The organism is Flavobacterium daemonense, assembly GCF_007341385.1.
Lineage (GTDB): Bacteria > Bacteroidota > Bacteroidia > Flavobacteriales > Flavobacteriaceae > Flavobacterium > Flavobacterium daemonense.
Window position 1 is genome coordinate 82650 of record NZ_VJYD01000002.1, and the last position, 22716, is coordinate 105365.

A 22716-nucleotide genomic window follows, 5' to 3' on the forward strand; every position below is an offset into this window, starting at 1 on the left:
TTAAGACTATGTCTATTTTTTAAATTCTATGCTGTTTTTTCAAGAACTTCAACTTCTTCAGCAAAATCATTCAAGAAATATTTTAATTCGCTCAGCTCATATTCGTTTGGAAATAATTTTTCATTTACGATTTTAACTGGTGTATAATTAAAATTATTCTTTGAGCACCATTCATATTGTTTATTGATTTCTTGGCTTATCATGATACTCACAGGTTCAACATGCCATTTTTTAAGCCATTTTTTTAGGCTCATTTTCTTAATATGCCAGTCAGAAATTGCTTCTACAGTTTTTCCTGGCGTAGCTCTGTTTATTGTCAATATTCTTTCAACAATAATTTTATATGGATTTTCAGTGTTTTCTGGATTTATATTGAACAAAACATTCAAATAAATTTTGTCCGGATATCTTAAAACAAGGTCAAAAGCTTCATGAAATGTTTTATGGCAGTGTTCACAACTTGGACTGATAATTACTGATAATTTGATAACTGCATTACGGTTTCCAAAATTCAAACCTCTCAATTCCTCCAAACCATCTATATATGGGACCTTTTTTGCCAAGAAATTCAACAATGAGTAATTTCTCTTGAATTTTTTCAGCTCTTTAAGTGAATTTTCACTGCTTAATACATTTTTGATCATAGGTTTTACTGCCAACCAAATTGGGATAAGAAATGCCAATGAAAAAACGAATGGAAATATACTCTCAAAACTAAAAGTCAGCGTAAACAAATCTGATGAAAACCAGATACTGCTTTGTATTAGTATTAAAGATGAAATCACAAGACACATGACGCACCATTTTTGAAGTTCAAATTTTTGAATCCAAATTGATGAAACCACGATTGGAATAGCCAGAAGACTTAAAAACCCAATAAAAATTGCCGAATCTAAAGGCTGAATTAATATTGCGATAAAACTTGCTGTAAAAAACAATAATGGCAAATCAGAAAAACTGAACAACTTGTTTTCTGCTCCTTCAACAGAAGAATTTATAACAGAATTGCAAGACGAATTTGCGCTCAAATTGCAAAACTTAGCTATAATACTGTTTTTAAAGCCCAATTTTTGCTGCGCAATAAAAATGCTTACAATAAATCCTAGCGTCGATGTTATTAAAAAAACCGTGCTAAATAAATTATAGTTGTTATAAAAGAAAGACAGTCCTATTAAAAGAAAAAACGGCAAAGCATATTTTAACCAGTTGTATTCTACTTTTAAATTATCTCTTGCTATAACATTATTAGGTTCGATGGCAACAATAACCCCATTCCAGTCTAAAAGGAATTTTTCATAAGATATTTTTTGCGCTCCTTTTTTAATTGTAGTAATTCGAACATTGTTTTTAGCTTTTTCTACTAAAGCAAGTTCATCATTAAAGTAAGCTAAGAAATTTGAAGGCAAATCTACTATCTGTTCTTTTGGAACTCTGATGGCTGCATTTTCTACTGACAACAAATCCAACGAATCTGTTATCGCAAACAAACTTGGATAATTCGGATGAGAAAGAAACAAGTCTTTAAACTCATTTTTTATATCCGAGTATCTGTTTATTTGAAGAAATTTTTGGACTAGCTTTAACATCTTTTTTGATTGCTTTAAATCATAATTACAGTACAAAGATTGGGGTTTTTATCGAGAAAAAACGACCGTTAGTAGACATTTTATCAATTATACTACATACAATTTATAAATTATAATAGTCATAGATTATATTGTAATTAATTGAAAATCAAATATTTGCAATGATTTTTTTTATCCTAAAATTGTCAAAACCCAAATCTCGACCAAGCGTTTTCCTTTTTCTCTAGCTTTGACATATCAATAACTTAATTATTAGAAACATGGCAAATAAGACATTAAAATTCGAAGATTTTGAAACTGAAAAATTATCAAAGAAGGCACAAAAAGTAGTACGTGGCGGCGACGGTGAAATTGACCCACATGATCCAGGTAAAGGAAGTGGAGGAAACGGAATCGAAGCGCAAGCTCAAGCGCAAAGAATTTCACAGCCAACAATATCACTATAACCTTAATATATAATATATGAAAACTATAAAAACAAAATTCGAAGATTTTGAAACTGAAAAATTATCAAAGAAAGCACAAAAAGTAGTACGTGGCGGTGACGGTCCAATTGATCCTCATGATCCAGGAAAATGGAGCAGTGGAAACGGGATTGAAGGACAATAAAAAATTTACAATAATATTACTATAAACCTAAATAAATTCAATTATGAAAACTATAAAAACAAATTTTAAAGATTTTGAAGCTGATAAATTATCAGTAAAACAACAAAAAGCAGTACGCGGTGGTGATGATGAAATCAATCCACCTAACGATCCAGGAAAAGGAAGAGGAGGAAATGGATAAAACCTTTCTCTGAACTGATTTATAAAGCAAAAAAGACTGGAATAATTCCAGTCTTTTTTGTTTTGAGTTTATAAAATGTAGTATTTGAAAATATATTTATCCTAAATGTTGCTAGCAAATTGAGCCGGAGAAACACCAGTCCGTTTACGAAATGATTTTGCAAATGAAACTGCATTTTTAAAACCAACACTTTCTGCGATTGCCTGTGTTGAATATTTTCGGTACATATGATTGGTAATCATTTCATTGATTACATAATTAATTTTCAACTCATTTGAATATTCTCCAAATGATTTGCCAAATCGCTTATTTACAACATAAGATAAATAAGTTGTATTGGTTTTGATTTTCTTGGCCACATAAGGCAAAGTAAAATCCGCATTGAGATATTCGAGTTTGTTTTCTAGTGCTAATAATTTTTCTACGATTTTGTTTTCCTTCGCTTCGTCAATACTTAAATTAGCATTTTCCTTTTTAAAATGAATTTCTTCAGTTTCTAAATTCTCAATGGCTTCAACTGCAATGGGAGGGTTTTCTTTTTTCTCCAAATTAGCTTTAAACTCCTCAATTAAGGCATTCATTTTTTTATGCGCCTTGTTTTTATCTCGAATATTCTTGATGAGAAAAAATACAATTCCCAATACGAGCAGTACATAAAAAACTTTTAATGCTTTATTTATTAAAACGTCATATTTATATTTTTCCTGAATAGTTAGCATTTCTGCACTCAAATCTTCTACTCCTAATTTATAATTGACTTCCTGCGCCTCGTCTCTTAGTTTTGCCTCAGATTTTTCATACGTATTCAAATAGATTTTTGAATGCGAATAGGCGTCATCTGGTTTGTTCATTGCACTATAAATCTTAGCTTGAAGATAATTTGACTTCAAATAACTCGCATTCAGAGATTTATTTTTTAAAGAAATAGAATCAACTTTCTTTAAGCAAACCAAAGCCTTATCGTATTTTTTACTGTAAAAATATAAATCTCCTAAATTGTAATTGGCAATCTGATACAGTTCGTCCGAATTATTTTGCTTTGCTAAAAATAAGATATCATAATACGTTTTTTCAGCGTTTTCATAATCATTTTTCATCAGATAAATATTCCCTAAACTCATTTTTGCCACAATTTTATTACGAACAAAATTTTGAGAATACGTAACTGCTTTTTTGTAAAAATATTCCGCCGAGTCAAGCAAATACTTCTTGTCACGGTCTTTCATATAATATCCTTCGTAAGAACCTCCTAAATCTAAATTAATGTTGCTTTTGCTGTTTTGAAACTGCTCTTTCGGATATACACTTTCGTTTTTATCAATAAAATCATTATTTTGCCTCAAATTCTTTATTGAAAGCTGATAGTTCCCAACTTCCTCATTAATAAGCGCTATATTGCTTTTAAATTTAACTATTTGAATAATATCCTTAACTTCGATAGAAAACTTGATCCCTTTTTGATAATTTTCAAGCGCCGCACTCAAATTACCTCTTCTCCATTCCGTCATACCTCGATAATTATAAAGATAAGCCGCGAGCTTGGTTTTTTCTGAAGACTCAGGCATTTTACTTAAATATTGAAATCCTTTTTTAGAAGTTTCCTCAGACTTGGCAAGGTTGCCTTTCATTTGATACAAATAAGAAGCGGCACCATTAGCAAAAGCTAGGTGCTTATTATTGTTCGATTTCATCAATTCCTTAGCATATACAAGACCTTGGTCGACATTGTCATTAAAACTAAATCGAATTTTATCTTGCAGGTCTAAGTATTCCTGTTCGCTAATTTGAGTTTGCTGGGCAAAACTCGCATTAAAAACAAGAAAAAATAAAAAAGAGATGATTAGCCTCATTAATTTGTTTTTGGATACCAAAAATAACGTATAAATTTTCAATATACTAAAATTTATTTGCTATAGTCTTGTTAATTTTACAACAAAATTAAAAAAATGTAACAATTTATCTTTGTTTTGTTATATTTTTATTACGTAAATTTGTTTCTGTAAAACACATCAAAAATGAAACCAGATTTATTTCAAGCTCCAGATTATTACAATCTTGACGATTTACTAACTGACGAACATAAATTAGTTCGTGAGTCTGCGCGTGCGTGGGTCAAAAGAGAAGTTTCCCCAATTATTGAAGAATATGCACAAAGAGCAGAATTTCCAAAACAAATTATAAAAGGGCTTGGAGAAATTGGCGGTTTTGGACCATATATTCCTGTAGAATACGGTGGAGCTGGTTTAGACCAAATTTCATACGGTTTAATCATGCAGGAAATCGAAAGAGGAGATTCTGGTGTACGATCAACCTCATCTGTACAATCTTCGTTAGTAATGTACCCAATTTGGAAATATGGAAACGAAGAACAACGCATGAAATATTTGCCAAAATTAGCAACAGGAGAATTCATGGGCTGTTTTGGATTAACAGAACCTGATCATGGATCTGATCCTGGAAGCATGATTACCAATTTTAAAGATATGGGCAATCATTATCTTTTAAATGGTGCTAAAATGTGGATTTCAAACGCTCCATTTGCAGATATTGCTGTAGTTTGGGCTAAAAATGAAGAAGGAAGAATTCACGGCTTAATTGTAGAACGCGGCATGGAAGGTTTTACAACGCCAGAAACTCACAATAAATGGTCGCTTCGTGCATCATCTACCGGAGAATTGATTTTTGACAATGTAAAAGTTCCTAAAGAAAATCTTTTGCCAAACAAATCTGGATTAGGCGCACCGCTTGGTTGTTTAGATTCGGCTAGATATGGAATCGCTTGGGGTGCAATTGGTGCCGCAATGGACTGTTATGATACTGCTTTGAGATATGCTAAAGAAAGAATTCAGTTTGGAAAACCAATTGGAGGAACGCAATTGCAACAGAAAAAATTAGCCGAAATGATTACCGAAATCACAAAAGCGCAGTTGTTAACTTGGCGTTTAGGCGTTTTAAGAAACGAAGGAAAAGCGACAACAGCTCAAATTTCGATGGCAAAACGAAATAATGTCGATATGGCGATTCACATTGCACGCGAAGCCAGACAAATGTTGGGCGGAATGGGAATCACAGGCGAATACTCTATTATGCGCCACATGATGAACCTTGAAAGCGTGATTACTTATGAGGGAACACACGACATTCATTTATTGATTACCGGAATGGATGTGACTGGAATTCCAGCATTTAAATCATAAACAACTATTAAATTATATACAAAATCAATTTAAAAAGCTTCTTCTAAACAAGAAGCTTTTTATCTTTGCACAAAATTTACATAAATGAATATTGAAACGATTAACAATAGCATACAACCTCAAAAAGACCAGCTTTTAAACCATTCTTTATACAGCAAAATTCAAAATATTGACGACTTACACAGTTTTTTAGAAAATCATGTTTTTGCTGTTTGGGATTTTATGTCATTGCTAAAAGCTTTACAAGCCAAACTCACTTGTACAACAACGCCTTGGTTTGCAACAAAAAATCCAGAAACAAGATATTTGATCAATGAAATTGTTCTTGCTGAAGAAACTGATTTAACGATTGACGGAAGAAGACAAAGCCACTACGAAATGTACCTTGAAGCAATGGAAGATTGTGGCGCAGATACAACTGGAATCAATACATTTTTAGCCGAAGTAAACTCGCTTCACAATATTTTTGTTGCTATCAAACAGAGCTCTCTTCATCCTGATGTAAAAGCTTTTTTAGACTTTACGTTTAGAGTTATTGAAGAAGGAAAACCACATCAAATTGCGGCTGCTTTTACTTTTGGAAGAGAAGACTTGATTCCGAGCATGTTTACCGAAATCCTGAAAAACTTTCAAAAGAATCTTCCAGAAGTCGATTTGGCAAAACTGCTTTATTACTTTGAAAGACATATCGAGCTTGATGCTGACGAACACGGACCAATGGCCATGCAAATGATCACAGATTTGTGCGAAGACGATGCTCAAAAATGGAAAGAAGTTGAAGAAGTTTCGATCCTAGCACTAGAAAAACGTATCGGACTTTGGAATGCCATCGAAGAAGAAATTCTGATGAAAACAGAAATGGTTTAAAACCGAAGCCAAATATTTAACGTAACTATTTGTTTAAAATGTTCTCAACTCAAATTTGCCAAAATTATGAAAACGCATTTCAAACAAATAGTTATTGTTATCCTCTCCATATTCTTATTGAGTTGTAGTTCTGAGTCATCAGATTCTGAAAATGCTTCAGCACCGCCAGCTAATTTGCCACCAACAACAGATGTTCCAACAACTCCAATTGCAACATCCATAAATTATCTTGCTTTAGGCGACAGCTATACTATTGGTCAAAGTGTCTGCGAAACCTGCCGTTATCCAGAACAGCTTAAATCCAGCCTCAAAACAATTTATCCCGAAACAACTTTTTCATTAAAAATAATTGCCCAAACGGGCTGGACAACCAGCGACTTAATTTTGGCAATAAACAATCAAAATCCCGATTCCAATTATGATCTCGTGACTCTTTTAATTGGTGTCAACAATCAATACCAACATCAGGATTTCTCATTTTATGAAAAAGAATTTCCGCAGTTATTAGACAAAGCAATTTCATTAGCAAAAGGCGACAAAAAAAATGTAATTGTACTTTCGATTCCAGATTACACCTACACACCTTTTACTAAAAACTATACGGATGAGAACCGAATGAAAATCTCTGGTGAAATAAATCAGTACAACACTTTTGCCGAGAATTACTGTATATCAAAAAATGTAGTTTTCGTTTCTATAACCGACATTACAAAACAAGGCTTAAACAACCCTAGTTTAGTCGCCTCAGATGGTCTTCATCCTTCTGAAAAAGCATATAAAATGTTTGTGGAGCAAATGTTACCGAAGGTGAAAATGGTTTTGCAGGATTGAAAATAAAAAAACTTCGAAAACAAATTTCCAGCATAAAAAACTTTTTTATAAAATCAATCAACAAAGTTTAAAATCATAATTAAATTCTTACATTTGAAGTGTAAAATCAAATATCTTCGAATCTCTTTGTTTCAACCTTAGTTCACAAAAATATTTGGACCCAGAAGATAATGTCATCGTATAAAAAGTAAAAAATATGACAAGTATTTCCCTAATACATGCACCCAAAAAATATTCGTATTATCTTCATATATTTAAAAATACCTAAGTACCTAGTTAATCATTTGGATTAATGCTTCAATCTGAAATTTAAAACATCATCATGAATAATGAAATCATACATACTCTAACCAATAATTTTGAATCTCATTCCAATCAAACCGAGGAGGGAATAGAGTTTTGGTTAGCAAGAGATTTACAACACCTTTTAGGATATACCAAATGGGATAATTTCATTGGGGTAATATCTAAAGCTAAAACTGCTTGTGAAATTTCCGGAGAGAATATTGAAGATCATTTTGCCGACGCCGGGAAAACGATAAAAATGCCTAAGGGTGCCGAAAAAGAAATACAAGATATCATGCTTACTAGATATGCGTGCTATCTTATCGCACAAAATGGCGACCCGAGAAAGGAAACAATTGCTTTTGCTCAACGTTATTTTGCAATTCAAACCAGAAAAGCAGAATTAATCGAACAAAAAATATTGGAATATGAACGTGTTCAAGCCAGAAACAAACTTAAAGCAACTGAAAAAGAACTTTCTCAGGTGATTTTTGAACAAACTGGAGACAATCAAAACTTTGCCTTAATTAGAAGTAAAGGAGATACAGCCTTGTTCAACAAAACAACACAACAAATGAAAATAAAATGGGGACTAACTGCTACAAAACCCTTAGCTGACCATATGCCAACTATTTTATTAAAAGCAAAAGATTTTGCAACCTAAATAACAATTTTCAATGCAAAACAACATAAAATGAAAACTGAAAATCAAATTTCTAAAGAACATATCACTAATAATAAATCAGTTCGTGGTACATTGCTATCACGCGGCATCGTTCCTGAAAATTTATCACCAGAAGAAGATATAACAAAAATTGAAAGAAGGTTGGCTAGTGACGAAAAAAAAGCTTTAAAAAATCCAGACAAATTAAATGACAAGTAAAAACATATAACATTTTCTTATTAAGATGTCAACAAAAAATCCCGCAATCTCTTTTTAGAAATTGCGGGATTTTGTCTTGCAGAAAGGAAGGGATTCGAACCCTCGATACAGTTACCCATATACTAGCTTTCCAGGCTAGCTCCTTCAACCACTCGGACACCTTTCTTTGTTGGTCTGCAAAGAACACAAAAAAAATTGAGTTTCAAAAGCAAATTGTAAGATTACTTTAAATGCTCTTTCTAAATTCTTCCATGAAAAGTTTTACCGCCTTTTTCTGGTAACCGCCAATTGTCAGCATAAAAGCTTCTCTTTTAGTCGCAACGCCGGTAATTTGTATTGATTTAAGCTGATCCCAGCCTTTTAACGCCATTTCTGCCACAATTGTGGCCCAATCACTGTTTTCTACCATTTGTAATAAAGCGTGTATCGAATGCAGTTCTATGGAAATTTTAGGTTTCATGTTAAACTTTTGAAATAATTCTTCAACAAATTCCCTAGAATTGGATCCTTTTCCGGGCAAAACCAACGGAATTTCCTCTATTTTCTTAAAAGCAATTTTATCTAAATCAGCTAGCGGATGTGTTCTGGAAACCGCCAAAACCATGTGAGAAATAAACAAAGGAATTTTCTGAATAGGCAATTCAATTTCGTGTGACGAAATAACCAAAACTACATCTAACTGGTTATCAATAAGTTTTTGTTCTAAAGCTTCAGTGGTTCCGTATTCAACTACAATTTTAAGATTCTGATATTTTTTAGCAAATGTGTTGACAACTGGAAGAATCAGTAAACCAAAAATATAAGTAACACCAATTCGCAATTCTCCGCCAATCATTTCGTTTAAATCTTCGATGGCTTGTTTACCGTTTTCAACATTTTCTACTACTTTTTTGGCATGAATTAAAAAAACCGAACCCGCTTCTGTCAATTGTACTTTTTTGCCAATTCGCTTAAACAAAGGCAAACCGAGTTCTTCCTCCAGTTTTTTAATTTGCTGTGAAAGTCCGGATTGCGTTACAAAACACAATTCGGCGGCTTTTGTAAAATGCAATACCTCAGCCGTTTTTATAAAATATTCTAGTTGATACAATTCCATATTGATAAGTTTAACTACTTATTATAAGTAAAATTATTAATTTTTCTAATGTAATCATAATCCCGACCTTTGTAAAAAATATTTAAGGTTATGTTTAAGGCTCTAAGATCAAGAAATTTCAAGTTATTCTTTTACGGACAATCGGTTTCTGTAGTTGGGACGTGGCTTCAAAAAACTGCGGTTAGCTGGATGGTTTATAGCGTAACCGGATCTGTATTTTTACTTGGGCTGGCGACTTTTTTAAGTATGATTCCGTCATTATTTCTTGCTCCATTGGCCGGAAGTATTATTGGAAGATATGATAGACATAAAGCCATGATCTTTTTGCAATCGATGGCAATGCTTCAGGCTGGACTTTTAGCTTTATTGATTTATTTAAAAATTTACAATATCAATTTTATTCTGGCCTTGAGTCTTTTTCAGGGGATTATCAATGCATTTGACATGACCTGCAGACAAACCATGATGATTGATATTGTGAACGACAAAGAAGATTTGCCAAACGCAGTTGCCCTGAATTCTACTTTAAATAATTTTGCCCGAATTGCCGGTCCAGCGCTTGCCGGAATTATTCTGCACAACTATGGCGAAGACATTTGTTTCATTGGAAACTTCTTAAGTTATATTCCGGTTTTGATTTCTCTTTTAATGATGAAAATCACACCACACATTAAAGCCGAAGACAAATTTAAAATGCTTGACGATTTTCTTGAAGGCTTGGATTATGTAAAAAAAGAAACCGAAATGGCAAAAATGCTTTTAATGCTAATGTGCAGCAGTTTATTTGTTATTTCATTCAATACTTTGATGCCGGTTTTTGCCAAAGATATTTTTAGCGGAAACGCACAAACTTTCAGCTGGTTTGAAAGTGCTGCCGGAATTGGATCTATCGTTTCGGCAATTTATCTGGCTAATTTGAGAAGAGCCGACAATATGAACAAAATAATGATCGCTGCGAGCTTATTATTAGGTTTTAGCATTATTATACTCGCTTACTCAAATAGTTTGACTATCGCACTTATTTGCATGGCATTGAGCGGTGTTGGAATGATGGCACAAACTTCTGCGATAAATATTTTTGTTCAAACACAAAGTTCTGTAAATATGCGTTCAAGAAGCATCAGCTATTATTTAATGGCGTATCAAGGAATGATTCCTGTGGGAAGTTTGATTGTTGGTTATGTTTCACACATTATCGGAACTAGAAATACGGTTGCGATTCAGGGAATTATTTGTATTATTTCGGTGATTATTTACGTGTATTATAAAAATCGTAGTTCTCAGGAGGATTTAGAAACCTGTCCGGTTCATTATAGAGATTCTAAAAATTAAAATTCCAAATTCCAATTTTACGTAATCTTCTCATAAATAACAAACTTTGAAAGTATAGTAAACCCGACAGGTTTTTAAAACCTGTCGGGTTTGTTATGTAAACTTTATAAAAACGACAAAAGCTGAATTTAAATGAACTTATATCACTTATATGGTGAAACTTTTAAAGCGAAATCTCTCCACGAAGTGCAGTCTCAAAAATATCTTTAAACTCGTTTTGCGGAATATTATGGCCAAGCAAATACATCAATTTTGTAATTGCGGCTTCTGTCGTAATGTCTTTTCCAGAAATAACGCCAAGCGATTTTAATGCGGTACTGGTTTCGTATTGTCCCATATTTACGCTTCCGCCAGAACATTGCGTAACATTTACAATGTGCATTCCTGAGTTAATTGCTTTTTCGATTAGGTTCAAAAACCAATCTTCGGTTGGTGCGTTTCCTGAACCGTAAGTTTCCAGAATAATTCCCCTCAAACCTTTCGTTGCAAGGATTGAAGCCAAAACAATTTCGCTCATTCCTGGGAACATTTTTATAATTGCAACGTGATTGTCTAAATTCTTATGAACGATCAGTTTTGCATCTTTATTTACAGGAAGAAATAAATGCGAGTTTAATTTTAAGTGCACGCCAGATTCTACCAATTCAGGGTAATTTGGAGCTGTAAAGGCTTTAAAATGTTCGGCATTTACTTTTGAAGTTCGGTTTCCTCGGTACAATTTATATTCAAAATAAAGACAAACTTCATTGATAACCGGTTTTCCATTTTCCTGAAGCGAGGCAATTTGAATAGCCGTAATCAAGTTTTCTTTTGCATCGGTACGCAAGTCACCAATTGGCAATTGCGATCCTGTAAACACGACTGGTTTGGCTAAATTCTCCAACATAAAACTCAATGCTGAAGCCGAATAAGACATGGTATCTGAACCGTGCAAAACAACAAATCCGTCATATTTTGCATAATTATCCTCGATAATTGTGGCAATTTTTTTCCACATTTCAGGATTCATATTCGAAGAATCTATTGGATGCTCAAATGAAACCGTTTCGATTTCACAATCCAATTGCTTGATTTCGGGAATTTTTTGAAGCAGTTTTCCAAAATTGAACGCCTTAAGAGCGCCTGTTTCAAAATCCTTGCTCATACCGATGGTTCCACCGGTATAAATTAAAAGTATTTTTGCTTTAGATGACATCTTGGTATTTCAATTTATTGACAACTGGATTTGCATACATTGATAAAAATCCTTGTCTTGTAACCGGATTATCACTGCCAATTCTCATTTCCAAACGACGCTCAAAAAGTGATTTTTCGCTTTCTTTGTATTTGTCAGCAAATCTGTCTGTCTCGTTTAAAATATCGTACGCAATAAAGTTAGTTGGCCATAATTGATAGTTTTTCAAAATAACATCATCAATTGTCTGTGCCAAAGCTTGAACTTGTTTGTTCACATTATCATTTTCGGCAACAATCTGGTCGATTTCTGCATCGAGAACATCTCCAACAGAAATATGTATTCTTTTTTTAGTTCCCATAACACCACTCAAAATGGTCATGAAATCTTCATTTTTATCTTTAACGTAAACTTCGTTGTTTGCTTCTGCCATTAATTGTGGCATTTTCAAAACATCTGTCGGATCATATTCATACGAAATAGAAACCGGAACGATTTTTAATTTCTTGAAATAATCCATTAAGTTTTCTTCGTCAGAACCCATTCCGATCATTTTTAGAACACCTGGATTGGTTTCGTCGTTTCCGTCTTTTGTTCTTCCTTCGCGTTGCGCAATCCAAACCGAACGATTTTCGCGAAGCAATAATTGTCCCATATATTCGGACAATAATTTAGAACTCTGCAACATTTCACGCGGAGACAATCCTCTTAAAACCAAAAAGTTTCTGTTCAGTTTTGCTAAAGTCGACAGGAAAGCCTTTTTAACCAAATTGTCTCCAATTGCCGAAGCGGTCATTACTAAACCATGTTCGAATAAACAAACATTCAATAATGTAGTATCCAATAAAATATCTCTATGATTGGAGATAAATAGATAAGAAGTATTTGGTTCCAGTTTCTCAAAGCCAGAAGTTGTCAAGCCTTCAGAGCTTTTTTCTAGAACCTTCTGAATGGTATTGTAAATAAAATTGCACTGAAAATCACGAATAGAGTGTGTTTTCTTTAATTGTTCCTTCCAAACCTCATCTTCTACGTCCGGAAATGTAAAGTTCATCATGGTTTTCATCATAGGATGATTGACAACACCATGAAGTGCTTCATTTATTTCGGAATCATAAAACGGTCGAATGGCATCAAATCTCTGCATTATTTGTTTGGGTTTAAGTGGGCAAAAGAACAAAAAAAAAATTAAAGTTTTGTAAGGCTTTGGTTAAATCCCAAAAACGTCCTTTGAATTTTGTGTTGTAATTACTGCAATTTCTTCGGCAGAAACTCCGTAAATGTCGCTTAATTTAGCAATTACATTTACTAAATAACTGCTTTCGTTTCGTTTTCCTCTGTACGGAATTGGCGCTAAATAAGGCGAATCTGTTTCTAACACTATATGTTTTAAATCGATTTGGCTTAAAAACTGATCGATTTTTCCGTTCTTAAAAGTGACAACTCCTCCTATTCCTAATTTCATTTTATAGGAAATTGCGCGCTCCGCTTGTTCTAAAGTTCCGGAAAAACAATGAAAAATCCCAAATAAATCTTCAGATTTTTCTTCTTCCAAAACTTCAAAGATTTCGTCAAAGGCTTCTCTACAGTGAATTACAATGGGAAGTTTGTATTGTTTTGCCAATTGAATTTGTCTCTTAAAAGCAATTTGCTGTTCTTTTAAATGCGTTTTATCCCAATACAAATCGATTCCAATTTCGCCAACAGCATAGAATTTTCGTTTTGACAATTCGGTTTCCACATGCGCTAGTTCTTCCAGATAATTTTCTTTCACGTAAGTGGGATGCAAACCCATCATTAAAAAGATATTTTCAGGATAATTTTTCTCTAAATCGTACATGGATTGCGTTGCTGCGGCATCGATTGCAGGAATAAAAAATCGTGTGATTCCGGCGTCGATTGCGCGCTGAATCATTTCGTCACGATCCTGATCAAATTCTTCAGAATATAAATGCGTGTGGGTATCGGTAATAATGGGTGTCGAATTCAATTGTCTAATTTTTAAAGTTGTCAAAATTACGACAATATTAAAAGAATAGCAATTTTGAGGGGAAATGGCACACGGATGACGCTGATTCACTTCGTGAAAACGCAGATTCGCGCGGATTTTTTTTCTTAAAAATGAAAACTTCTGGCAAAGTTTTGGGCCTTGATAAAGTTATGTTTACAGCGAATTACAATTGTGGAGAAATGGCACACGGATGATGCGGATTCACTTCGTGAAAACGCAGATTCGCGCTGATTGACACGGATTTTTCAACCTTTATATTGTCAGGCTGAGCGAAGTCGAAGTCCCACAAAGAAAGTCGTCAATCTTTGTCGAGTTACTTGCGTGTCCTTCGACTTCGCTCAGGATGGCATATGTAACATAAAAAAGCCTTTGTCAAAGTTTTGAACTTTGACAAAGGCTTTTTTATTCTTTTTTTTTTATCATTCTGAGGAACGAAGGATCTCACAAGAAGCTTCGAGGAGAAAAACCCCCAATTTTTCTTTCGATCAGCTAGTGTGATCCCTCGTTCTTCAGGACGACAAACAATTTTTATTTCCCAGTTTTAGCAAATAACAAAGCACGCTCAAAAACTTCATCTTTGCCTTGCTGAACAGCTAAAAGAGTTGGTTTTACAGTAATATTGGGAACAATGCCAATACGTTGTGTTTCTTTTTTATTAGGATAAAAAACACCTGATGATGTAAAGCTAGAATCAAAACCCTTGATAATTTTAAAGAAATAGTTTGGCCCGTCTGCACCTGAAGTCTGAGTTCCAATGACTGTCGCATTTGGCGCTGTTTGAAGACTCATTGCAGTTTGTTCACCAAAACTAAAAGTTCCCGAATTTACCAGAACAATTACTTTTCCTTTGTAATAATCTGCATTGATTTTACCGCATTCTTGCATCTCATTATTAAAATAATAGCGTCCTGGATAACTCAAATCCTGATATAACAATCTCAAAATTGGTTTTGGCTCTGAATTTAAATAGTCACTAACTAAAAAATCCGTATAAGCTGGCCTAACCCTAACATCAAAAATAATACTTTGGGTATTTTTCAATTCTTCCATCATACGAGCAATATCTTCTTTTGGCACTTTATTCATTCTGACCACACCGATATTATTATCTAGAATTTCCCATTTTTTCGTAGGATTTTTTGATGGTGCACGTTTAATTTTTTCATTCGAATAACGATGTACTTTTTTTACGGAAGTAACATTATCTCTAATAAATTCAATTTCAAATTCATCATTGTTACCCGTAAACATTACAAAATTTGCATTACCGGCTACAACTGCTTCATTTGAACCTTGCATATATTTTGAAAAATCATCAACTTTTTCTTTAATACTTACACCGTCAAGTTTAGTAATAACATCACCAATTTTTAAATCGTCTATCTTGGCTAAAGAATCATTAGCCAAACTTGTGATTACAGATTTATTATCTACCAACTTGGTTGAGAAAGCCGGATATTTCTCGCCTCCCAAATATTTAAGCATTTCCATATTAGTTGTCGCAGCGTGCGAATCGTTAAGTTTTATTGAAATTTCACGCATGGCAAGCAAAAATTCCTTTTCTGACTTTGGATTGGCAATTTGTGGTATTATTTCAGCAAGCGCTTCATCCCAATTTTGATCCATTACATATTTATATGGAAAAAAATATTCAACATAATTCCAAAAACGGAAAAATGCTAGAATTCGTAAGTTTTTATCTGTCCATTGAAATTCAGGATATTCAAGTTCATTCGTAAATTGAAGTGGAACCCCTTGTTTCCCATCGCGGTTTACATAATAATTTACGCCTTGAAATCTATTATCATTAATAAATTTCAATTTGTTTGCGAGGCTTTTAGTAAACAATTTATTTTTTTGCGTCCACTCTAAATTTAAATTTTTATTGAAATAGTCTCTTTTAGGATCATCTGCAAGAGGCTTGCTAGCTGGAACTTCGCCTAATTCGTCTATCCATTTTTCGATTACTTCTGAATATTCTTCTTTAGTTGAAGCAATTTCTATTTTTGGCAAGACTATAAAAAGCTGCTCGTCCCAATTTACTTGACCGTTGGCAACTTTTGGATGATAATATTTTAAAAATCCCCAAACTTTGCAAGTTGCAGCAAGTTTTTCAGTTTCAGTGATTTTGGAAAAGCTAAAAATGGTTTGCGAAAAAACAAGAAGAAATAATAAGGTAATTTTTTTCATTTAGTTGTAGGTTATAATAAATAGTTTTGGGGCTATTTCTTTAAAAAAGAAAACCGAATTTAGAATTAAAATTCCAAATTCGGTTACGGCTTTACGTAAATAGATAAAAAAATTCTGAATAATTGAAACTTATTCTAGATCATCTAGAAGCAATTGTACATCATCATAATCGTCATAATCCTGTGAAATCGTCTGCAATATTTCCTTGCATGACTTATAATCTCTTTGTTTCAATTTTGATAATGCGAGATACCATGTCGCTTTTTCTTTATAAACTGAATTTCCTGCTCTCAATTCATTAAAAACAGCTTCAGCTTTTAAATAATGGCTTTCTTCCAAAAGAGAAATTCCGTAAAAATATTGAAGTTCTGGTGTAGTTCCTTTCGCTAAAACTTCTTCAAAATATGGAATTGCAAGTGAATATCTTTTCGCATTAAATTCTTTTTCCGCATTTTTTAATGGGCCATCTTCACTTCCTTTTTCAGCAAACGAAGCATGTACAGGACGATTATAATCCGTAAAAACTGGATTCTGATTGTAATTGAAAAAGAAAAGTCCGAACAAAACTGCAACCGATATAGCAACAGCAAAATACCAAGGTTTCAAACCAATTACTTTTGGTTTTTTATTGAAATGTTCTTCAGCTATCTGATTCAGATTTTCTTTGAAAGCTTCCCTTTCTTCATTAAATCCTAAGTTATTTTGAACTTGTTGTTGTTTATCAAATTCCTCGGTCTGAGCAATCAATTTCAACGCAGATTCATTGATAGATGCAACATCTTCGTGAATGACCACACCTTCACCGGATATTTTTTTGAATTCGTTGAGCCATTTTCTTTTGCATAATAAAAAAAAGTAAGATTCGAACGGACAGGTCAATTTTAATGCCCCAGCTTTTGCTTGATTGTAAAGCAAAAGCATGACTTCCTGAACAATATTCTGTGCTTGATCTCTGTCTCCTGAATTGTTCAAGACAAAAAAAACGACTTTAGGAACGAACTTTTTGTAAATCGATTCTATTATCTCCGAATCATTTGCGGCAAGTCCGTCAATGTACATTTGGTCACGATGAATTTTAATTTTCTCCATAAAAAAGCTTTTTATAAGCTAAAGTTAAAAAAGAATCTTAAATAATTGAAAATATAGGGTAACAATTACAAAATCAATTGAATATAATCTTGAAAATTATATTTATTATGTAATTAGTTTATTGATTGCAATTGACTTATTTTTGATATTCAATCGGTATGTAAATGGAAAATCTTCACGAATATCTCAAAAAAGAGAACTACAAAAAAATAAAATTCAAGGTTACCAAAACCCAGCACCTTGCTATAAAAGCAAAAATCAACGGTATTGCTGGAAATTTCATTTTAGATACTGGCGCGTCTAATTCCTGTGTTGGTTTTGAATGTATTGAGCGATTTGAATTGGCGGCAAAAAAATCAAAAACAAAAGCGTCTGGCGCAGGCGGAACCGGAATGAAAACACAGCTTTCATCTGAAAATAAACTGCAATTAGGAAGTTGGAAAAACAAAAATTTCAGTATTGTTATTTTTGATTTATCGCACGTTAATGAAGCTTTGGAATCTCATAAAGCAAAACCTGTCGACGGGATTATTGGTGCAGATGTTTTGCTCGAAGGAAAAGCAATTATTGATTATTATAATAATTATTTGTACTTAAGGTAGATGTTTCAGGTTTCAGGTTTGCAATAAAAAAGCCTTCATTTTTGATATTGAAGGCTTTTCGATTTTCTTTAAATTTCTTGTTTATCTATTTCTGTTTTAGGAACTGAATGTTTTTTCAACGAAAAATAAGCAACCACCGTACTCAGCAACATTAAAAATCCGCCTAAAATAAAAGGTGCTCCGGCAAATTTAAAAGGTGCATCGCTGTGCGTAAAAAAGTAAAATGTGTTAGCCATCATTGGTGGACCAATAATCGAAGATGCACTCATTAAACTGGTCAATGTTCCTTGAATTTCTCCTTGTTCACTTGGTGAAACTTTGCTTGCAACAACAGATTGTAAAGCTGGACCTGCAATTCCGCCAAGGCAATACGGAATCAAAAACACAAACATCATCCAGCTTTCTGTAGCAAAAGCAAACAATAACATTCCGATAGTGTATAATCCTAAACCGACGTAAATACTTTTTTCGTTTCCTAATTTTGGATTAATATAACGAATCAATCCGCCTTGAACAACGCCAACCAAAAGTCCAATTATTCCTAATGAAATTCCGATCATCCTTTCATCCCAATTGAATTGGTAAATCGTGAAGAAACTCCAATTGCTTTGAACGGCGTGTGAACCAACATATAATAGAAATATTGCTGAAATAAGTCCGATTAATGTTGGATGTTTTTTTAGTCCCAAAATTGCACCAATTGGATTTGCTCGTTTCCAATCAAAAGGTCGGCGGTTTTCTTTTTTAAGTGATTCCGGTAAAATGAAAAATCCGTAAAGGAAATTCACCATACACAAAATTGCTGCTGCATAAAAAGGAACTCGTGATCCGTATTGACCTAACAAACCGCCAATTACGGGCCCAATGATAAATCCTAATCCGAAAGCGGCACCAATTAAACCAAAGTTTTTTGCTCTGTTTTCTGGTGTACTTACATCGGCAATATAAGCAGAAGCTGTTGTAATACTTGCTCCAGTAACTCCGGCAATTATTCTTCCAATAAACAGCCAAAGAATCGTTGGTGAAAAAGCCAATAAAATATAATCTAATGAAAATCCGAAAAGGGAAATCAAGATAATAGGTCTTCTTCCAAATTTATCACTCAAATTTCCAATTACAGGAGCAAATACGAATTGAGTTATCGCATACGCGAAAGTCAGCCAGCCACCAATTTTAGCGGCTTCACTGATGTCACCATGAATCAATTCTTCAATTAATTTTGGAACAACCGGAATAATAATTCCCCATCCGGTAATGTCAATTAACATGGTTATGAAAATAAAACCAATCGCCGCAGATTTATCTTTTTGTAGCATAATATTTTTGTAAGATGATGCAAATAAACATATTTTTCGATTAACAATAATGAAAACTGTGTATAGTTTTTCACGCAGATTTAGCAGATCAAATTAGAAGAGATCTGCGCTTATCTGCTTAAATCTTTTATTAAATCTGCGTGAAATATTTTTATTCTCTATTATGACGAAACAAAAAAAATCCCAAACTCCGTAATGGAATTTGGGACTTTTCGTCTAAAATTAAATCAAAATTAATGGGTATGTTTTGGATTAAAACCGTCTTCGCTTAATTCTGTTGGCGTATAATCAGCCACCATTTCAGCTTCGTAATCGATTTTTTCTCCTTTAGAGAATTTCTGAATCAATTTCTCCATGATATTATAAATTACAGGAACCACAATCAAGGTTAAGAATAAAGAAGAAATCAATCCTCCAATAATTACCCAAGCCAAACCGTTTTTCCACTCCGCTCCTGCTCCTTTTGCCAACGCAATTGGGAACATACCAAATACCATCGCAATTGTTGTCATCAAGATCGGACGCAAACGAGCGTGGTTTGCCTGAATCAATGCGTTTCTGATTGATTCTCCAGCCGCTCTTCTTTGGTTCGTATAATCGACAAGCATGATCGCATTCTTACACACCAGACCAATCAACATGATGATACCTAAAATGGTAAAGATGTTTAATGAGTTGTTTGTCAACGCCAGTGCCAGCATCGCCCCGATAAACGAAAGCGGAATAGCAAACAATACTACGAATGGGTGCGCGAAACTGTCATACAAACTCACCATTACAAGGTAAACTAAAATAATAGCGGCTAATAACGCAATTCCTAAAGTACCAAATCCCTCAGACTGGTTCTCTTGCTGACCGCCCCAGATATAATTTACACCTGCAGGTTTTTTCAATTTTTCTAATTTTGGTTCCCACTGCGTAACCACTGTACCGGCTGGAACCCCAACATTTTGTCCTTGAACAGTAACCGAAGCCGATTTATCTCTACGCTCCAACTGGCTAGGTCCAGAACCTTCAGTAATATCAGCAAACTGGTTTAATTTAATTTGCTGTCCAGCGTTGTTGATGAAAATCAGATTACTTACGTCAGTAATACTTTTTCTGTCGAATGCATTATATTTGATATTGATATCGTACTCATATTCTCCAGCTCTGTATTTACCATCTGTATTTCCGCTAAAAGCAGTCTGCATAGTTAAACCAACTGTTTGAAGCGTCAAACCTAAAGCAGCCATTTTATCACGATCTACTTTTACGTTGATCTCAGGGTTTCCATCTTCAACTGTTAATTTGATCTCAGTTGTTCCGGGAATAGTACGCAATTCTGCTTCAGCTTGTTTAGCAAATGCCATAGCAGCTTCTGTAGAAGGACCAGTTACAACCAAAGCAATAGGAGCTTCCTCAGCTGTTCCTAAAATACCAACCGGAACCGTTTTAACTTTCGCTCCAACTAATACTTTTTCTAACTTAAGTTTCATTTTTGCTGCATAAACAGAAGCATCATCAGTACGGTCTTTTTGATCGATCATTTTAACATCAATCTCGGCTTTATATGCTGTAGCTTGTGTTCCGCTGAAACCTTCAGAAGTTTGTCCCACAGTTGTAATTTGACTGTGAACATATTCTTGTGTTTTTAAGAACGCCTCAGCTTTTTGCGTCATGAAGTTCGTCTGTTCTAACGAAGCATCTTTTGGCATTTCAATTTGTACCAAGAACTCTCCACTATCAGAAGAAGCAAAGAACTCTCCTCCAATGAAGCCTCCCGCCATTAATCCAATAGTTGAAGCAAAGAACAATACAATTACAACAACAAAAGTTTTAATATAATGATCTAAACACCAAGTCAGTAAATGAGAAATCCAATCCGTAAAACGTGTCAAATAGTTTTCGAAACCAAGAATGATTCTTCCAAATAAATTCTTTCCTTCAATATGCTCTAATTTCCCGAAACGAGAAGACAACCAAGGAATAATGGTGAATGAAGCCAACAATGACAACATCGTTGAAATAATTACCGTAACACAGAATTGTGTAATGATGTTAGAAACCAATCCAGAACTCATTGCAATAGGCAAGAATACTACAACAATTACTAATGTAATTGAAGTTACGGTTCCACCAATTTCAGCTGTTCCATCATAAGAGGCACGGATTCGGCTTTTACCCATTTCCATGTGCCTGTAAATATTCTCCAATACCACAATCGCGTCATCCACAAGAATACCAACAACAAGAGATAAACCAAGTAAACTCATTAAGTTCAAAGTATATCCCATTAAGTAAATCCCGATGAAAGTTGCAATCAACGACGCAGGAATCGAAACCATTACGATTAATGAGTTTCTAATACTGTGAAGGAAAAACAACATTACAAATGCAACCAGAATTACCGCAATCAATAAATCGTGTACTACAGAATCTGCTGCTTCAAGTGTAAAAACTGTACTGTCTTTTGCCACTTCTAGTTTAAGTTGGTTTTCTTTGTAATCTTTTTCAAGAACGGCAATTGTTTTTAATAATTGCTCACTTACCGCAACCGCATTTGCATCAGATTGTTTAATGATTTGCAATACGATCGCACTTTTTTGATCTACACGTGATATTTTTTCAGCGATTTTTTGAGTATCCTGAACATCGGCAATATCACTTAAACGAATTTGAATTCCGTTTTGAGAAGAAACCACAAGATTTCTTAATTCTTCAACACTTTTATATTTACCCGCTAAACGAATCAATATTTTTTGATTTCTAGTTTGGATGTTTCCTGTTGGGAAATCTAAGTTTGAAGTCAAAATATTTTGCTGTACCTGAGGAACAGAAAGTCCGTAACCTTGCATTTTTACAGCGTCAAGATTCACCTGAATTTCACGCTCAGAACCACCAATAATGTTTACCTGCGCCACACCTTGTACACGAGATAAAATTGGTGCTACTTTTTTGTCAATTAAGTCATAAAAGGCAGCTTCATCCATTTTTCCATTGGCACCAAGCGTCATAATTGGCAAATCACTCAGCGAGAATTTAGTCAATGCTGGCGTTTTTACGTCGTCTGGCAAATCACTGATAATCGCGTTGATTTTTCGCTGTGCATCATTCAAAGAGAAATCGACTTTTGCGTTTGATGTCAGCGTGATCGAAACGATCGACAAACTTTCATACGACTTTGAGTCAATCTTTTTTACGTTCTCTAAAGACGCAATCGCATCTTCTATTTTTTTGGTTACCGTATTTTCTACCTCACTTGGAGAAGCTCCAGGATAAACAGTAGAAATTGTAATAACGTTTTGTTCAAATTTTGGGATCAGCTCATAGCCCAATTGGCTGTAGCTGAACAATCCACCAAGAGTCAGAATTGTAAACAATACAATTACCAGCGACGGACGTTTTATGGATATTTCGGCTAATTTCATACTTTTTAATGCTATAGGCTTTAGGCTGTAGGCTTTAAGCTTTAAGGTTTAATTTCA

General features: G+C 34.0%; 20 protein-coding genes and 1 tRNA gene. 10 read left to right on the top strand and 11 right to left on the bottom strand.

From position 1 onward, the window contains the following. Positions 1-26: 26 nt before the first annotated feature. The gene (locus FND99_RS02685) at positions 27-1586 is read right to left on the bottom strand and encodes a vitamin K epoxide reductase family protein (protein WP_144336460.1); all 1560 of its coding nucleotides are present in this window, start codon (positions 1584-1586) and stop codon (positions 27-29) included. Between the two features lie 260 nt (positions 1587-1846). On the opposite strand from FND99_RS02685, the gene FND99_RS02690 reads away from it, so the two are divergent. Genes FND99_RS02690 through FND99_RS02700 form a run of 3 tightly spaced genes read left to right on the top strand, consistent with a single transcriptional unit; the run spans position 1847 to position 2376 of the window. Next, the gene (locus FND99_RS02690; RefSeq protein ID WP_144336461.1) at positions 1847-2032 is read left to right on the top strand and encodes a hypothetical protein; all 186 of its coding nucleotides are present in this window, start codon (positions 1847-1849) and stop codon (positions 2030-2032) included. 16 nt (positions 2033-2048) lie between these two features. Beyond that, positions 2049-2195, top strand: coding sequence for an rSAM-modified peptide (locus FND99_RS02695; protein WP_144336462.1), 147 nt, complete (start codon positions 2049-2051; stop codon positions 2193-2195). A 43-nt stretch (positions 2196-2238) separates the two neighbouring features. Continuing rightward, positions 2239-2376 (top strand): rSAM-modified peptide, encoded by a 138-nt coding sequence (locus tag FND99_RS02700; protein ID WP_144336463.1) that lies wholly within the window; start codon positions 2239-2241, stop codon positions 2374-2376. Positions 2377-2477: 101 nt separating this feature from the next. Here FND99_RS02700 and FND99_RS20365 read toward each other — a convergent pair whose 3' ends face one another. After that, a complete protein-coding gene (locus FND99_RS20365) occupies positions 2478-2735 on the bottom strand; it encodes a helix-turn-helix domain-containing protein (RefSeq protein ID WP_371199621.1) in 258 nt (85 codons plus the stop codon). Between the two features lie 1656 nt (positions 2736-4391). Between FND99_RS20365 and FND99_RS02710 the strand changes: the two genes are divergently transcribed. The 5 genes from FND99_RS02710 (at position 4392) to FND99_RS20340 (ending at position 8439) form a co-directional block, all read left to right on the top strand. Further along, positions 4392-5573, top strand: a complete 1182-nt coding sequence (locus FND99_RS02710; protein ID WP_144336465.1) for an acyl-CoA dehydrogenase family protein — start codon at positions 4392-4394, stop codon at positions 5571-5573. Positions 5574-5657: 84 nt separating this feature from the next. Further along, entirely contained in the window at positions 5658-6440 is a 783-nt protein-coding gene (locus FND99_RS02715) for a DUF3050 domain-containing protein (RefSeq protein ID WP_144336466.1), read from the top strand. 66 nt (positions 6441-6506) lie between these two features. Next, positions 6507-7271 (top strand): SGNH/GDSL hydrolase family protein, encoded by a 765-nt coding sequence (locus FND99_RS02720; protein WP_144336467.1) that lies wholly within the window; start codon positions 6507-6509, stop codon positions 7269-7271. Positions 7272-7593: 322 nt separating this feature from the next. After that, positions 7594-8220, top strand: coding sequence for a DNA damage-inducible protein D (gene dinD / locus FND99_RS02725; RefSeq protein WP_342777757.1), 627 nt, complete (start codon positions 7594-7596; stop codon positions 8218-8220). A 30-nt stretch (positions 8221-8250) separates the two neighbouring features. Beyond that, complete coding sequence (locus FND99_RS20340; protein WP_342777758.1) at positions 8251-8439, top strand: hypothetical protein; 189 nt, start codon at positions 8251-8253, stop codon at positions 8437-8439. A 79-nt stretch (positions 8440-8518) separates the two neighbouring features. Here the strand turns inward: FND99_RS20340 and FND99_RS02730 are convergent. Both FND99_RS02730 and FND99_RS02735 read right to left on the bottom strand, forming a co-directional pair. Next, a tRNA-Ser gene (locus FND99_RS02730) sits at positions 8519-8605 on the bottom strand. 60 nt (positions 8606-8665) lie between these two features. Then, positions 8666-9535, bottom strand: coding sequence for a LysR substrate-binding domain-containing protein (locus FND99_RS02735; protein ID WP_144336468.1), 870 nt, complete (start codon positions 9533-9535; stop codon positions 8666-8668). A gap of 90 nt (positions 9536-9625) precedes the next feature. Between FND99_RS02735 and FND99_RS02740 the strand changes: the two genes are divergently transcribed. After that, positions 9626-10867 carry an MFS transporter gene (locus tag FND99_RS02740; protein ID WP_144336469.1) on the top strand — a complete coding sequence of 414 codons (1242 nt, stop codon included), beginning with the start codon at positions 9626-9628 and terminating at the stop codon, positions 10865-10867. Positions 10868-11030: 163 nt separating this feature from the next. On the opposite strand, the gene FND99_RS02745 is transcribed toward FND99_RS02740, so the two are convergent. From FND99_RS02745 to FND99_RS20250, 5 genes are all read right to left on the bottom strand, one after another. Continuing rightward, a complete protein-coding gene (locus FND99_RS02745) occupies positions 11031-12062 on the bottom strand; it encodes an asparaginase (protein WP_144336470.1) in 1032 nt (343 codons plus the stop codon). Then, entirely contained in the window at positions 12052-13188 is a 1137-nt protein-coding gene (locus tag FND99_RS02750; protein ID WP_144336471.1) for a 1-acyl-sn-glycerol-3-phosphate acyltransferase, read from the bottom strand. The genes FND99_RS02745 and FND99_RS02750 overlap by 11 nt, the downstream gene beginning before the upstream one ends. Before the next feature lie 63 nt (positions 13189-13251). After that, positions 13252-14031, bottom strand: coding sequence for a TatD family hydrolase (locus tag FND99_RS02755; RefSeq protein ID WP_144336472.1), 780 nt, complete (start codon positions 14029-14031; stop codon positions 13252-13254). Positions 14032-14580: 549 nt separating this feature from the next. Further along, positions 14581-16242: a S41 family peptidase gene (locus FND99_RS02760; RefSeq protein WP_144336473.1), complete on the bottom strand. Its 1662-nt coding sequence runs from the start codon at positions 16240-16242 to the stop codon at positions 14581-14583. Positions 16243-16371: 129 nt separating this feature from the next. Then, positions 16372-17331 (bottom strand): sigma-70 RNA polymerase sigma factor region 4 domain-containing protein, encoded by a 960-nt coding sequence (locus tag FND99_RS20250; RefSeq protein ID WP_211356615.1) that lies wholly within the window; start codon positions 17329-17331, stop codon positions 16372-16374. Between the two features lie 164 nt (positions 17332-17495). Here FND99_RS20250 and FND99_RS02770 point away from each other — a divergent pair, with 164 nt between their 5' ends. After that, positions 17496-17933: a retropepsin-like aspartic protease gene (locus tag FND99_RS02770; RefSeq protein ID WP_144336474.1), complete on the top strand. Its 438-nt coding sequence runs from the start codon at positions 17496-17498 to the stop codon at positions 17931-17933. 68 nt (positions 17934-18001) lie between these two features. Here FND99_RS02770 and FND99_RS02775 read toward each other — a convergent pair whose 3' ends face one another. Further along, on the bottom strand, positions 18002-19249 hold the full coding sequence (locus tag FND99_RS02775) for a TCR/Tet family MFS transporter (protein WP_144336475.1): 1248 nt from the start codon (positions 19247-19249) through the stop codon (positions 18002-18004). A 233-nt stretch (positions 19250-19482) separates the two neighbouring features. Next, positions 19483-22659, bottom strand: coding sequence for an efflux RND transporter permease subunit (locus FND99_RS02780; protein ID WP_144336476.1), 3177 nt, complete (start codon positions 22657-22659; stop codon positions 19483-19485). Positions 22660-22716 lie beyond the last annotated feature (57 nt).